The sequence below is a fragment of the Bacillus sp. FSL K6-2944 genome, assembly GCF_038005385.1.
Taxonomy (GTDB): Bacteria; Bacillota; Bacilli; order Bacillales; family Bacillaceae_G; genus Bacillus_A; species Bacillus_A cereus.
In genome coordinates, this window is record NZ_JBBOTE010000002.1 from 1,022,102 (window position 1) to 1,036,241 (window position 14,140).

Consider the following 14,140-nt stretch of genomic DNA (forward strand, 5'->3'; position numbering starts at 1 on the left):
AAGACCCCTACCTCAAAATTCAGCGAAAGCAAAAAAGTTAGATGGGGACCGGGCTGCCTGTAAAAGCCCGATTGGTGAGGGCTGATTAAAGTTTTTTATATACATTCATTATAAGTTATATATATGCGATTTTTGTTATACGACCGGAAACGTATTTACTATAGATATATAATGTTATACACTATGAAAGGAATTAATTAATAGTTAATATTTTTTAGTTAGCTTGATTAAAAAAATTGTATGAATATGAAGTTTTGAGAGGAGATTTATTTTTCATGAAGTACAAAGCAATAGCCGCAGGTTTATTAGCAGCAAATTTACTAGCACATCCAATTAGTAGTTTAGCAGAAACGAAGAAATTTCCTGATGTTTCAGATAGTGCGTGGTCGAAAGACGCAATTTATTATTTAGTAGAGAGAAATGTAATTAACGGTATGCCAGATGGTAACTTTATGCCATACGGAAATTTAACACGTGCCCAGGCAGCAAAGATTATCGCAACAGCAATTGGTGCTAAAGTAGATCCAAATGCAAAGCCGTCTTATAATGATGCGAAAAATAGTTGGGCAGCTTCATTTATTGCAGCCATGGAAAAAGAGAATATTATTAAGGGACGAGAACCAGGAGTATTTGATCCTGAAGGAAAAGTAACTCGTGCTGAAATGGCAGCTATGCTTGTAAGAGCATATAATTTGAAGAGCAAAGTAACAGGACCAGTTCCTACAAAATTTGCTGATTTAGAGAATCATTGGGGTAAAGAAGAAGTTAATATTTTAGTAGAATTAAAACTTTCTTTAGGTACAGAGAATGGCTGGAAACCGAATGATTCTATTACGCGTGAACAAGCAGCTCAACTTACTGCGCAAACAGATAAATTTAGCAAGAATAGTGATCGTCCAGTAGAAACAAAGAAAATGTACATAGATAGAAAATTCATTACATATCACGCACCATCATTAAGTTCTGGGATTAGTGCAAATCAGCATAATCCACAAATGGTTGAAATTAAAGAAGAACGAGATGGATGGATCAAAATTGCAACAAGTAACGGTGATAAATGGACACCTTTAGTAGAGAAAACAGAAGTTATTAATGAAGGGTTCACTACTTATGCAGAAGCTTCTTCTTCGTCAAAAGTAATGGGAACACATAACGCACAGCAAGTAACTGTTATTGAAGAGAACGGCAGCTGGATTCGTATCCGCATGGGCGCTGGTTTCCAATGGGTTAATAAAAATCGTAACTACTCAGCCACCTTTCGGTGTCTTTTTTAAATTTTACTAGTTTCATATGCCTCCCATTTGTAAATACTGAGTATATCAAACAGGGGAGGTGAATCTTATGGTCGATCGAAAAATTATTTTAGATACATATAAAAAAGGACCTGAAGCTGTTATTTCTTTATTTGAAGAAACATTTTCTAAGTTAGAAAAACGTATACAAGAACTAGAAAATGCTTCAAAAAAAAACTCCAAAAATAGTCATAAGCCACCTTCTACAGATGGTTTGGGTAAGCCCGTTACAAAAAGTTTGCGCAAACCGTCTCATCGTCAAACGGGTGGCCAGTTGGGCCACAAGGGACATACTCTTGGTTTGACAGCGACTCCAGATCATACGATTACACATTCTCCTACATATTGTACTTGTTGTCATACTTCCTTGAACCACGAGCCTGTAAAAGGGTATCGCATTCGCCAAGTGTATGACTTACCACCTATTCAGATCGAAGTGACAGAACATAAAGTAGAACAGAAAGAATGCCCACATTGCCATTCTATCCAAGAAGCCCAATTTCCTTCGACAGTATCTCGTCCTGTTCAATATGGTCCAAATATAAAAAGACTGATTCCCTATTTAACGCATTATCAATGCATTTCTTTGAAGCGAACAAAAGAATTCTTTCAGGATTGTTTTGGACATTCTATAAGCGAAGGAACCCTGGTAAATCATACACAGGCTTTCGCTTCTCAATTGCAGCCATTCATAAAAGAAGTAAAGGAAAAGATTCTGCAGTCTCCTGTTGTCCATTTTGATGAAACTGGTATGCGTGTAGAAAACAAAACACAATGGTTACATACTGCCAGTACACCGGAGGTGACATTGCAACATATTCATCAAAAACGTGGAAAAGAAGCAATGGATGCTGGAGAAATCTTGCCATCTTTTTCTGGAATTGCGATGCATGATGGTTGGAAATCGTATGATGCGTATACAGATTGTCGTCACGTTTTATGTAATGCCCATCTCTTACGAGATTTACAAGGAATTATAGATAGTACTGGAGAACAATGGGCACAACAGATGCAGAAATTTCTAACGCAAGCGTTGACGATGAAAAAGCAATCCGAAGGTACCATGCCAAAAGCGACGCAAAAGAATCTGTTTATTATGTATCAATCCATATTGAAAGAACAACAGATTCTTTCCACGAAACAAAAGAAGAAAGGAAAGCAGACGCCTTCTCAAAATTTATGGAATCGCTTCGTCAAGTATTCTGACAGAATTCTAGCGTTTTTAGAACATCCAGCCATTCCATTTGATAACAATCAAGCAGAACGGGATATTCGGATGACGAAAGTAAAACAGAAAGTGTCTGGGACTTTCCGAAGTAAGAAAGGCGCAGAATCTTTTTGTCAGATACGAAGCTTTATGAGTACCATGAAAAAACAAAAACAATCGGTCTTACAAGCGATAAACCAAGTCATAGAAACTAGAACGGTTCCTTGGAATAACACGACTTCATAAGAGAATTTCTCTATTTGGCATAGATTCTTTCTCTGATTGGAGTATTTTCTTTTCATGTTTTCGAATCGGAAACATGTATTTGGCCTGTTTTTTTATTTGAAGAAGCTGAGTAGTTACTAAAAATCAATTAAATCCAGTGAAGCAAGGTAATTTCTTAGAAGGCAAAGCGATTATCATTGATCCAGGTCATGGTGGAGCGGATTCAGGTAATCCAGGTTATTATGAGAAAGAAAGTGAAACTGTATTAGATGTATCATTGCGATTACAGAAAATATTTGAGAAAAAGACACCATTTACTGTGTTATTCACTCGTACAGATGATACACGTCCAGGAACAAGTGCTTCTGATTCTTTAAAGAAACGTGTAGAATTTGCTCAAAAAAATAATGGGGATATTTTTGTAAGTATTCATGGTAATGGCACGGAAGAGAAAAATGGACAAGGTACAGAAACGTTCTACTATGAATCAGCGACAGCAAGAGGAACAAATCCTAATGTATCAGAAAGTCGTTTACTAGCAGAAAAAATTCAAGAGCGTCTTGTAGATGCACTGGGAACAAAAGATCGTGGTGTGAAAAAAGGCGATTTATACGTAATTAGAGAAAATACAATGCCAGCTGTATTAGCAGAATTAGCATTTGTAGATAATAAAAGTGATGCAGATAAAATAGCTACACCAGCGCAAAGACAAAATGCAGCGGAAGCTATTTATCAAGGTATTTTAGATTACTATGAAGAAATGGGTAACAACGTGTCTTCTTTCCGTTAATAAATAATAAGAGATTGCCATTGGCAGTCTCTTTTATTTATTAAAGTTTCTCTTTATTTCCGGCATATGATATCATTTAATTTTATATACAAAAGTATTTGAGTAATTGTAATTAGAACAATTTTAAACGATAAAGGATGATAATAGATTGAGTAATCATAGTAAAACACCTGCCTGTATATATACGTATGCATTTCGTGAGGAGGAGCGTGCTTTATGTTACTTGGAAATGCGCTCGTTCTTTGGAATGGAGTCCCACGTTAATATTTTAAAAAGTGATGTCAAAATTGACCCGAGTAGAAGTGCGTTTATTAAAGAGCGAATTGAAGTTATGTATGAAGGAGACGACTTAGAAAGTATCTTAAAACAAGTGGAACAAATTGACTTGGCAGGAGCGACGTTCAAAGTCATCTTCGTTAAAATTAATGACCTTGTTGGAGAGAATAAAATTGAATATGGAGAAAGACGTCTTATTGAACGAGACCTCGGCATGCATATTGAAGGAGAAGCGGATGTTCGTAATCCAGAGCGTGTATTCGGGATTGTTCCTCTTGGAGGACGCTGGTACTTCGGGCACTATGTAGAAAGCGAACCCGTTTGGTATCATCACATAAAAAAACCGCATAGTTATTCGACATCTCTTAGCACACGTGTTGCGAGATCAGTTGCAAATATCGCTGTACCAAATCCAGAAGGAGTACGAGCAATTGACCCGTGCTGCGGTATTGGAACAGTAGTAGTAGAAGCACTTTCTATGGGGATTAACATCGTTGGTAGAGATATAAATCCACTTGTAGTTCTTGGAACGAGAAAAAACATCGCACATTTCGGATTTGAAGGAACAGTAACAAAAGGTCCAATTGAGGAAATTACTGAGAACTATGACGTTGCCATTATCGATATGCCGTACGACTTATTTACGCATGCCACACCAGAAGACCAGCTCTCCATTCTTTCAAGTGCGCGCCGCATCGCTAAAAAGGTAGTCGTTGTAACGATGGAGACAATGGACGACATGATCCATGAAGCAGGATTTGAAATTACAGATCGCTGTATTACCAGAAAAGGGTCATTTACTAGACAAATTCTTGTTTGTGAATAAGAAAGGAAGGTCACCCGTTTGGGTGACCTTTTTAGTGTAGTTTGATGTGTGATTGATTGGCAGTTTGTAGGCGGCGATAAGTTGATATTGTGATAGGAGAATCTATTACTGTTCTTTTAATTTTTCTTGTTGTGCGATTAATAAATTGCGTAATACGTGTCCGCGGTAACTTTCTAATTTTCGTCCTTCATGATAGCGTACGCCTAATTTTTTTAGTTCAGCTACGTACCAGCCCTTTGTTCCGTAATACATGGGATCACTTCCTTTTTGCTTTTGAACAGTATATGTTGGGGGACGAAGTAACTTTACATTGAAAATAATAATGGTAAAAGGAATTTTGCATGTGTGTACCAGTGAAATTGCAAAGTTATCGAGGTGTTTTATAACGTAACGTCCAAGCCGTGTATAAAAAAGTAGACAGTTGTATATGAATTTGTTGAAAAAAGAATACACATTGCTGAGGGGATTTGAAAAAAGTAATGCTATACGCTTTGGCATGATACTTGCGTTGGAAATAGTATCAACGTATAGGGGAGAGATCGAAATGAAGGTTAGTAAAATATATACAACGATTGATGCACACGTAGCTGGGGAGCCGCTTCGAATTATTACGGGCGGAGTGCCAGAAATAAAAGGAGAAACGCAGCTGGAAAGACGCGCCTACTGCATGGAACATTTGGATTACCTTCGTGAAATTCTGATGTATGAACCGAGAGGGCATCACGGAATGTACGGTTGTATCATTACACCGCCAGCAAGTGCCCACGCTGATTTTGGTGTTTTATTTATGCACAATGAAGGATGGAGTACGATGTGTGGTCACGGCATTATCGCTGTTATTACAGTTGGAATTGAAACAGGCATGTTGGAAGTAAAGGGTGAAAAACAAAAGTTCATTATTGATAGCCCAGCCGGAGAAGTTATTGCGTATGCAAAATATAACGGGAGTGAAGTAGAATCTGTATCATTTGAAAATGTTCCTTCATTTGTATACAAAAAAGACGTTCCTATTAGAATAGATAACTATGAATTTCAAGTAGATATCGCGTTTGGAGGAGCATTTTACGCTGTTGTAGACTGTAAAGAATTTGGTTTGAAAGTTGATTTCAAAGATTTATCTGCTATTCAAATGTGGGGCGGTAAAATTAAACATTATATAGAGAGCAAAATGGAAGTGAAACATCCACTTGAAGAAGGATTGAAAGGAATATACGGCGTTATCTTTTCAGATGAACCGAAAGACAAAGGTGCTACGCTACGAAATGTAACGATTTTTGCTGATGGGCAAGTAGACCGTTCTCCTTGCGGTACAGGAACTTCAGCGAGAATCGCAACTCTTTTTGAAAAAGCTACCTTGCAAAAAGGAGAAGTATTCATCCATGAATGCATTACTGATGGGAAATTCCAGGGAGAAGTATTATCCGTAACCGCAGTAGATACATATGAAGCTGTCGTTCCAAAAGTAACGGGGAATGCCTTTATTACAGGATTTCATCAGTTCGTTGTAGATCCGAGAGATGATTTGAATCGAGGATTTTTGTTAGGATAAGAGGAGGGGGTGGAAAGATATGCTTGTCATAAGCGCGAACGAACAAAGAAACTTAGTAAATATGAATGAAGTTATTGAATACGCGGCGCTTGCTTTAAAAGAATTTTCCGCAGAAAGAACGATTACACCAATAAGAGGCTCATTACCATTTGCGAACGAGCAAAATACGGCATTAATTATGCCTTCAGTAGCGGAAGGACTTGAGGCACTTGGAGTAAAAATAGTAACGGTAGTCCCGCAAAATAAACAGATAGGAAAGAAAACGATCAATGGGATTGTGATGCTATCAGACTTTCAAACGGGAGAACCGCTCGCACTTCTAGAAGGATCGTACTTAACGATGATCCGAACGGGCGCCTTATCAGGAGTAGCGACAAAATATTTAGCTCGTCATAACGCAAAAACTTTATGCATTATCGGCACGGGTGAACAAGCGAAAGGAATTGCCGAAGCAATATTTGCGGTTAGAGATATCGAAAAAGTCATCTTATACAATCGCACAGAAGAAAAAGCGTATGCATTTGCGCAATATATACAAGAGAAATTTGGTAAACCTGCTTACGTTTACAAGGATCCAAATGAAGCAGTACGTGAAGCAGACATCATCGTCACAACTACGAACGCAACCACACCAGTCTTCTCAGAAATCTTGCAAAAAGGCGTCCACGTAAACGCCGTCGGCTCATTCAGACCGAGCATGCAAGAACTACCCTCACATGCCATAGCTAAAGCAAACAAAGTAGTAGTCGAATCAAAAGAAGCAGCACTAGACGAAACAGGAGACCTTCAAGTTCCGATAAAAGAAGGTCTATTCAAAGCAAACGCCATTCACGCTGAACTTGGTCAAATTATAAGCGGAGAAAAAGCTGGGCGCGAAAATGATGAAGAGATTACTGTTTTTAAATCGGTTGGTTTGGCAGTAGTAGATATTATTGTTGCAAAGTATTTGTATGAGAAAGCGGTGGAGCAAGGAGTAGGGAATAAGATTGAGTTTTGAGACTGCCTTTTGGTGGTCTTTTTGTCAGGATGGGTGTGCTAGTATTTATAATTGAAGCCTTTTAATATTATGTTGAAATATATGAATTCTGCGCGGACATCAAATCATTCATTCGATTGGTATATGAAAAAAGTTGCACCTCTAATTATTAGAGATGCAACTTTTTACCATTCACGCCATTCTTCTGTTATATCTTCCTCGGATTCTAAGCCAGCTATTCGTGCTGCTGTATCGATAAATTCATAGAGATCTTCTCTTTCCATTGTTTCGATAAAATGGTCATGTTCGATATTTAATTCATTTAATTTAATAACTACCTCTTTAACAACTTGCATTACTTCGACTTCGGTTGGATTCTCTCCTAATCGCTGTAAGTTGTTAATGTAAGTGTCAAGAACTGTATTTGTTGCACTTATATTTTCTTCAGTAAAAAATTCCCCATCTTCATCATACTCAACCCATGAGGTTGTTGGTTTATTTTTTTTCAATTCATCAAATGTCATGATAACCTCCTAAATGTGTTTTTTGTCTTTAATCCCATTCTATATTTTCGGTCATATATAACAATCATTTTAGAGGTATTTTCTGTAAGTTTCTAGTTTTTTTATTCATTTTAAGAGGCCATCTATTCGAGGTTTTTTATTTTATCATCCTTATAAATATAGTTTATCGCAAGAATACATTAATAGATTTCAAACTTTCTAGTTTTACAAAAAAGTTTGACTTTACATACAGGTAGTGGTAATTTAAAACTTATAAGAAAACTCGGGATTAATTCCGAGTTTTCTTATGGGTATAACTAGTTTGAGGGGGCCGAAAGATGAAACAGAAGTTATTTGCATTACCATTTGTTCTAATACTACTTATTGCATTAGCGGCTTGTTCTGGGGAAAAAGATTCTTCAAAGCAAGCGGGCACTAGTAAATCAGGGACTCCGAAAGATGGAGGAACGTTAACGATTGGTGTTAGCGATAATCCAGATACGATGAATCCGCTTTATGCGAATGATCGTGTGTCATTAACTGTGCAGCAAGCTTTATATGCGCCGCTATATCATATGGAAGATGGTAAGAAAAAGTTTGTTCTTGCTGAGAGCTTTACGCCTTCAGAAGATCAATTAACGTGGACATTGAAATTAAAAGATAATTTGAAATGGCATGATGGTAAGAAAATTACATCAGACGATATAGCATTTACATTCCAATCTATTTTAGATGAGAAGCAAAATAGCTCAAGTCGTGAAAACTTTATTTTTAAAGGAAAGCCGCTTGAGGTGAAAAAGGTAGATGAGTTAACAACTCAATTCGTTTTACCACAAGTAAGTGCATCTTTTGAAGGTGTGATGAATGATTTCTTCCCAATTCCGAAACATGTATTTGAAGGGGAAGCAGATTTAGCGAAGAGTAAGAAAAACTTACAGCCTGTAGGGTCAGGTCCGTTTAAGTTTAAAGAATATAAATCAGATGAGTACGTTGCATTAGATCGATTTGATGATTATGTAGGTGGGAAAGCTAAATTAGACTCTATCGTATACCGAGTTGTAAAAGACCGTAATACAGCAAATGTTTCACTGCAAAATGGTCAAATCAACATGAAGATGATTGAGCCGCAAGACTTTAAGAAACTAGATAGCGCTGGGAACTTCTCAATGGTGACATTCCCTGAAGGTAGATTATTCTACTTATCTTATAACATGAATACAGATTTGATGAAGAAAAAAGAAGTGCGCCAAGCAATTGCGCATGCGTTAGATAAAAAAGAAATGATTAACTCAGCATTCGTTTCGGGTGAATTTGCAGAACCAGCAAATTCAATCTTAACGCCAGACGCTATGTATTATGCGAAAGATATTAAAGACTATAAGTATGATAAAAAAGAAGCGAAAGATTTATTAGCAAAAGCTGGCGTGAAAGATAAAGAAAAAGTACGTGTGATGTATGTAACGAATAACAAAATCATGGAAAGCTTAGCGCTTTATACACAACAAAAATTAAAAGAAGTTGGCTTAGAAGTTGAACTAAATGCATTAGATGCTAGTGCAGCAAGTGAAAAAGGCTTAGATAAAGAGAATAAAGAATATGACATTACATTTGGTGGTTACATAATGGGACCTGAGCCAGATTCATATAAGAGCTTATTCCTAAGTAATGCTGAATACAATTATGCACGATATAAAAACGCTGATTTCGATAAGTTATGGGAAGAAGCTGCAGTTGAAACAGATAAAACAAAACGTGCAGAGCTATACCATAAAATTCAAGAGACAGCGAGAGAAGACGTACCTTATCTACCAATCGCGTATCCGAAAGCAGTTATTGCAGTAGATAAAAAGTTTGATGGATTAAAAGAAGCGAAAGCAATTCCTGTCACAATGTTTGAAGATCTATCTAAGATTTATGAAGTGAAATAAGAAACAATAAAGAAGCTGGTGGAAATCAGCTTCTTTAGCTTGAGGGGGGAAGTTTGTGTATAAAGTAATTGCGAAGAGGCTTTTAAATGCAATTCCGCTTTTATTTGTTATTTCTATTATTTCTTTTCTATTAATAAAGCTAGCGCCGGGGGATCCCGTTCGAAACTTTGTAACGCCAAACATGAGTCCAATTGATGTGGAGCGTATTCGCAAAAGTTTAGGACTAGATCAACCAATTTACGTGCAGTATTTTTTATGGTTAAAAAACATTTTAACAGGAAACTTTGGTTACTCACTTCAAAATCATCGTCCTGTTTTGGAACTTATCACAGAAAGATTACCTGCAACAATTGGGTTAATGGGATCATCTTTACTCGTCTCATTCGTAATCGCAATACCACTTGGACTATTTACAGGTGTGAAAAAGAATTCATTCTTTGACCGCATTGTAAACTTTATTTCATACGTTGGTATTTCTATGCCGGTTTTCTGGTTTGCACTACTATTAGTCTACTTATTTTCTTTAAAATTGAACCTACTTCCGAGTATGGGTATGCGCACCGTAGGTAAAGATTCTGTCTGGGATATTGTGCAACACGGTATTTTACCTTGCATGGTGTTAGCGTTCCAAAACGTATCTGTTTATATGAGATATATTCGTTCAAGTACGATTCAGCAATTAGAAGAAGAATATGTACAAATTCAATATGCGTACGGCGCTTCAAAGAAAACAGTTTTATTTAATCACGTACTTCGAAATGTATTAATACCGATCATTACAATTTTCGGATTATCGATTCCAAGTTTAGTAGGCGGAGCGTTCATTACGGAAACAGTATTTTCATGGCCGGGTCTTGGTTCACTTGGGGTAAATGCTATTTTTAGATTTGATTATCCGATTATCATGGCAATTACATTACTATCATCATTCATGTTAATTCTCGGTAACTTAATTGCTGATATTTTATATGGCGTAGTAGATCCGCGCATTCGAATGAGGGGGTGATTTGGAATGAATAATAGGAGATTTCAAACGATAAAAAGTAGTTTTACGAAAAATAAGTTTGTACTAATGGGAGTTATAATACTTGCGATTTTAACGGTTGCATCAATATTCGCATTCGTATCGCCGTACGATCCTAGCAAAATGTCGATTCCAGATCGCTTACAAGAACCAAGTATGAGTCATCCTTTCGGAACGGATGATTACGGAAGGGATTACTTAACGAGAGCGTTATATGGCGGACGAGTTTCACTTGCGGTCGGTTTCCTTGCGATGGTTGTTTCTATTACAATCGGTACTGCAGTTGGAACAATTAGCGGATATTTTGGCGGAAAGTTAGACAACTTTTTAATGCGAGTTGTTGAAGTACTGATGTCAATTCCATCATTCTTTTTAATGCTACTATTAAATGCGTATTTAAAACCAGGAATTACGACGTTAGTTCTTATTATCGGATTACTAACATGGATGGACACCGCGCGCATTGTAAGGGCAGAAACGTTATCTGTAAAAGAGCGTGAGTACGTTTTATACGCAAAAGTATCAGGACAAAAATCACTTATGATTATTGTAAGACATATCATTCCTAACATTTTATCAACCATTATTATCGCCGCGACATTAACGATTGCGACATCGATTTTAATGGAATCATCACTTAGTTTCTTAGGTTTAGGTATTAGAGAACCAGATTCTTCTTGGGGCAGCATGCTAAACAATGCGCAAGGATATATTGGTGAAGCTTGGTATTTAACGCTCTTCCCAGGATTCCTTATCCTTTTAACGGTACTTAGTTTTAACGTAATTGGTGAAGCGTTGAAGAAAGCTTTCGCACCAAAAGGAGCCGGACATGAAAACTAAAGTGTTAAGTGAAAGGAGTGAGAAGCGTGTCTGAAAAACTACTAGAAGTGAAAAATTTAAAGACTTCTTTTTTCATAGAAAGTGGCGAAGTTGAAGCGGTTCGCGGCGTTACATTTCGCTTAAATAAAGGAGAAGTAGTCGGTATCGTTGGGGAATCTGGAAGCGGAAAGAGTGTAATGGCGAAGTCTGTTATGTCTCTCGTTATGTCACCAGGAAAAGTGAAAGAAGGGGAAATCCTTTTTCATAATGAAAACATACTTTCTAAATCTGAAAAAGAATTACGTTCTATTAGAGGAAATCAAATTTCACTTATCTCTCAAGACCCAATGTCAGCGCTGAATCCGGTCGTGAAAATTGGGAAACAAATGATGGAAGTAATTATACGTCATCAAAAAGTGAAAAAGAAAGAAGCAGAGCAGATCGCAATCAACTTGTTAAAGCAAGTCGGCCTTTCGTCACCAGAAGAAAGGGTAAAACAATATCCGCATGAACTAAGCGGTGGTATGAAGCAGCGGGTTATGATTGCAATGGCGATGTCTTGTAACCCTGACCTTCTTATTGCTGACGAACCGACGACTGCACTTGATGTAACGATACAGGCGCAAATACTAGATTTAATGAAAAACTTAAAGAACGAAACGAATATGGCGTTACTTCTTATTACGCATGACTTAGGAATTGTCGCGCAAAACTGTACGCGCGTCATCGTTATGTACGGCGGGCTTATTATGGAAGAAGGACCTGTACTTGATATTTTCCAATCGCCGAATCATCTATATACGAAAGGGCTATTAAACTCTCTACCAAAAATATCGAACGGCGTAAAAGAAAGACTCGCTCCTATTCAAGGTGTAACGCCAAACTTATTAAATCCACCACAAGGTTGCCCATTCGCAGAGCGTTGCCCGCATGCGATGGACATTTGTGAAAAAGAACGTCCGCCATATTTTGAAATCGGAGACGGAAGGCGTTCCATGTGCTGGTTAAATGATAGGGCGGTAGGTGATTCCCATGCATGAAGAAAACTTAATTGAAGTTCGGAACTTAAAAAAGTATTTTCCTATTAAAAAAGGACTATTTGGCAGGAAAACAGAGCAATTAAAAGCAGTTGATGACCTTAGCTTCACCATTAAAAAAGGTGAAACATTCGGATTAGTAGGAGAATCAGGTTGCGGAAAATCAACGACAGGAAGAAGCATCATTCGTTTACACGATGTCACTTCAGGTAACGTTTTATTCGACGGAAAAGATATCGCAAGTTTAAAAGAAAGTGAACTAAAAGAATATCGAAAAAGAATGCAAATTATTTTCCAAGATCCATACGCATCATTAAACCCGGCAATGAATGTATTCCAAATTATTAGCGAACCGATGAATATTCACGGATCTTATGAAAAAGAAGAACAAAAAGAAATCATTTTAGACCTTCTGAAAAAAGTAGGCCTAAAAGAAGAACACTTATACCGCTATCCGCACGAATTTAGCGGAGGTCAAAGACAGCGCATCAGCATCGCGCGCGCACTATCTGTAAAACCAGACTTTATCCTATGTGACGAACCAATCTCAGCACTCGATGTCTCAGTCCAAGCACAAGTCGTAACCATGCTGCAAGACATCCAAGAAGAAACAGGCGTCACATACTTATTCATCGCACATGACCTATCGATGGTAAGACACATATCAGACCGCATCGGAGTCATGTACTTAGGAAACATAGTAGAAATTGCCGACAGCGAAGACCTATACACAAAACCGGCACATCCATACACACAAGCACTACTCTCATCCATGCCAGAACTAGATCCAACAAACATAGGAAAAGAACGGATCATCCTAGAGGGAGAAGTACCAAGCCCACTAAACTCACCATCCGGCTGCAAATTCAGAACGCGCTGCAAATTCGCTACTGAAAAATGCGCACAGGAAGTACCGAAGATGGTTGAGATTGCGAAAGGGCATGAAGTGGCTTGTCATTTGTTTTAGGGGGAGAGCACCAGGGGGAACTGGTGCTTTTTTCTTTTGTGTTGGGGTGTGGGATTGGTTGTAGACTAATGGTCAGTGATTGTTTATAGTTGCATTTCCTGTTATATAATTTTCCTTATTTTTCAACTATAATTGTAATGATATGTTAGATTGTATATTTTATCCTTAATATATTTAATGGAAGGGGGACTCTCTATGAAATTGCTTCGTTCATTTCTCATTTTCACTCTTGTTGTATTGTTAAGCGCATGTAATACAGCAACAAAAGTCACAAAGGTTCAAAAAAATGGCGAAACGACTTTAACAATTGGTTCTTTGCAGGGGTATTACGATGTACAAACGCTTAAAGCTGAAAAAGGAAATGTGGAAATTCCTTATGAGGCAGCAGTTGAAGAAGGTACGATTTTATTGCAAGTCACAAAAGATGATAAGGTCATTTATGAAGAAGAAGTCACTTCTCAAAAAGAAGGTTTGCTTTCTTTTGAAGCGCCAAAATCCGGATCATATGATTTAATTGTACGTGTGAAGGGTGAAGAAGAGAAAGCGAAAGGAATTCAAATACATACGAAGCTATGAAAAAACGGCAAGCGGAGTATACTCGCTTGCCGTTTCCATTTCCAGTTGGTTCTAGCATAACAAATGCTCATCAATTCCAAGAAGTGAACGTAAAGTAATTCCGAAGTATACAATATTTTACTTTCAGCGATGTAATCCCTAATAA

The 14,140-nt window shown here is 37.5% G+C and carries 12 protein-coding genes and 2 pseudogenes; 12 read left to right on the forward strand and 2 right to left on the reverse strand.

The features are described from left to right. Positions 1-275 precede the first annotated feature (275 nt). From MHH55_RS26305 to MHH55_RS26320, 4 genes and pseudogenes are all read left to right on the forward strand, one after another. Positions 276-1,241 (forward strand): annotated as a pseudogene (locus MHH55_RS26305) (S-layer homology domain-containing protein); the annotation flags it as partial. Positions 1,242-1,341: 100 nt separating this feature from the next. Beyond that, complete coding sequence (gene tnpC, locus MHH55_RS26310) at positions 1,342-2,745, forward strand: IS66 family transposase (protein WP_100910632.1); 1,404 nt, start codon at positions 1,342-1,344, stop codon at positions 2,743-2,745. Between the two features lie 112 nt (positions 2,746-2,857). Next, positions 2,858-3,514 (forward strand): annotated as a pseudogene (locus MHH55_RS26315) (N-acetylmuramoyl-L-alanine amidase family protein); the annotation flags it as partial. 148 nt (positions 3,515-3,662) lie between these two features. Beyond that, positions 3,663-4,616, forward strand: a complete 954-nt coding sequence (locus MHH55_RS26320; RefSeq protein ID WP_074554175.1) for a TRM11 family SAM-dependent methyltransferase — start codon at positions 3,663-3,665, stop codon at positions 4,614-4,616. Between the two features lie 105 nt (positions 4,617-4,721). On the opposite strand, the gene MHH55_RS26325 is transcribed toward MHH55_RS26320, so the two are convergent. Further along, a complete protein-coding gene (locus MHH55_RS26325; protein WP_130055420.1) occupies positions 4,722-4,952 on the reverse strand; it encodes a YflJ family protein in 231 nt (76 codons plus the stop codon). 208 nt (positions 4,953-5,160) lie between these two features. On the opposite strand from MHH55_RS26325, the gene MHH55_RS26330 reads away from it, so the two are divergent. Together MHH55_RS26330 and MHH55_RS26335 are read left to right on the forward strand one after the other, a co-directional pair. Then, positions 5,161-6,165, forward strand: a complete 1,005-nt coding sequence (locus MHH55_RS26330) for a proline racemase family protein (RefSeq protein WP_078187163.1) — start codon at positions 5,161-5,163, stop codon at positions 6,163-6,165. Between the two features lie 19 nt (positions 6,166-6,184). Next, positions 6,185-7,162 carry an ornithine cyclodeaminase family protein gene (locus MHH55_RS26335; RefSeq protein WP_078187162.1) on the forward strand — a complete coding sequence of 326 codons (978 nt, stop codon included), beginning with the start codon at positions 6,185-6,187 and terminating at the stop codon, positions 7,160-7,162. Positions 7,163-7,326: 164 nt separating this feature from the next. Here the strand turns inward: MHH55_RS26335 and MHH55_RS26340 are convergent, their stop codons facing one another. Further along, positions 7,327-7,665 (reverse strand): hypothetical protein, encoded by a 339-nt coding sequence (locus tag MHH55_RS26340; RefSeq protein WP_000141782.1) that lies wholly within the window; start codon positions 7,663-7,665, stop codon positions 7,327-7,329. 317 nt (positions 7,666-7,982) lie between these two features. Here MHH55_RS26340 and MHH55_RS26345 point away from each other — a divergent pair, with 317 nt between their 5' ends. From MHH55_RS26345 to MHH55_RS26370, 6 genes are all read left to right on the forward strand, one after another. Then, on the forward strand, positions 7,983-9,572 hold the full coding sequence (locus MHH55_RS26345) for an ABC transporter substrate-binding protein (protein ID WP_078187161.1): 1,590 nt from the start codon (positions 7,983-7,985) through the stop codon (positions 9,570-9,572). Between the two features lie 55 nt (positions 9,573-9,627). After that, a complete protein-coding gene (locus MHH55_RS26350) occupies positions 9,628-10,578 on the forward strand; it encodes an ABC transporter permease (RefSeq protein WP_000278778.1) in 951 nt (316 codons plus the stop codon). A gap of 6 nt (positions 10,579-10,584) precedes the next feature. Further along, positions 10,585-11,436 (forward strand): ABC transporter permease, encoded by an 852-nt coding sequence (locus MHH55_RS26355; RefSeq protein ID WP_001065302.1) that lies wholly within the window; start codon positions 10,585-10,587, stop codon positions 11,434-11,436. A gap of 26 nt (positions 11,437-11,462) precedes the next feature. Next, entirely contained in the window at positions 11,463-12,455 is a 993-nt protein-coding gene (locus MHH55_RS26360) for an ABC transporter ATP-binding protein (protein ID WP_078187159.1), read from the forward strand. Continuing rightward, entirely contained in the window at positions 12,448-13,419 is a 972-nt protein-coding gene (locus MHH55_RS26365; RefSeq protein WP_078187158.1) for an ABC transporter ATP-binding protein, read from the forward strand. Before MHH55_RS26360 ends, MHH55_RS26365 begins: the two co-directional genes overlap by 8 nt. 195 nt (positions 13,420-13,614) lie before the next feature. Beyond that, positions 13,615-13,995, forward strand: a complete 381-nt coding sequence (locus tag MHH55_RS26370) for a BA_1872 family lipoprotein (protein WP_000771854.1) — start codon at positions 13,615-13,617, stop codon at positions 13,993-13,995. Positions 13,996-14,140 lie beyond the last annotated feature (145 nt).

Excerpts from the sequence above, each read along its gene's own strand:
- tnpC (WP_100910632.1), top strand. The coding sequence starts at position 1,342 with ATGGTCGATCGAAAAATTATTTTAGATACATATAAAAAAGGACCTGAA.
- MHH55_RS26330 (WP_078187163.1), top strand. The coding sequence starts at position 5,161 with ATGAAGGTTAGTAAAATATATACAACGATTGATGCACACGTAGCTGGG.
- MHH55_RS26335 (WP_078187162.1), top strand. The coding sequence starts at position 6,185 with ATGCTTGTCATAAGCGCGAACGAACAAAGAAACTTAGTAAATATGAAT.
- MHH55_RS26340 (WP_000141782.1), bottom strand. The coding sequence starts at position 7,665 with ATGACATTTGATGAATTGAAAAAAAATAAACCAACAACCTCATGGGTT.
- MHH55_RS26345 (WP_078187161.1), top strand. The coding sequence starts at position 7,983 with ATGAAACAGAAGTTATTTGCATTACCATTTGTTCTAATACTACTTATT.
- MHH55_RS26355 (WP_001065302.1), top strand. The coding sequence starts at position 10,585 with ATGAATAATAGGAGATTTCAAACGATAAAAAGTAGTTTTACGAAAAAT.
- MHH55_RS26365 (WP_078187158.1), top strand. The coding sequence starts at position 12,448 with ATGCATGAAGAAAACTTAATTGAAGTTCGGAACTTAAAAAAGTATTTT.
- MHH55_RS26370 (WP_000771854.1), top strand. The coding sequence starts at position 13,615 with ATGAAATTGCTTCGTTCATTTCTCATTTTCACTCTTGTTGTATTGTTA.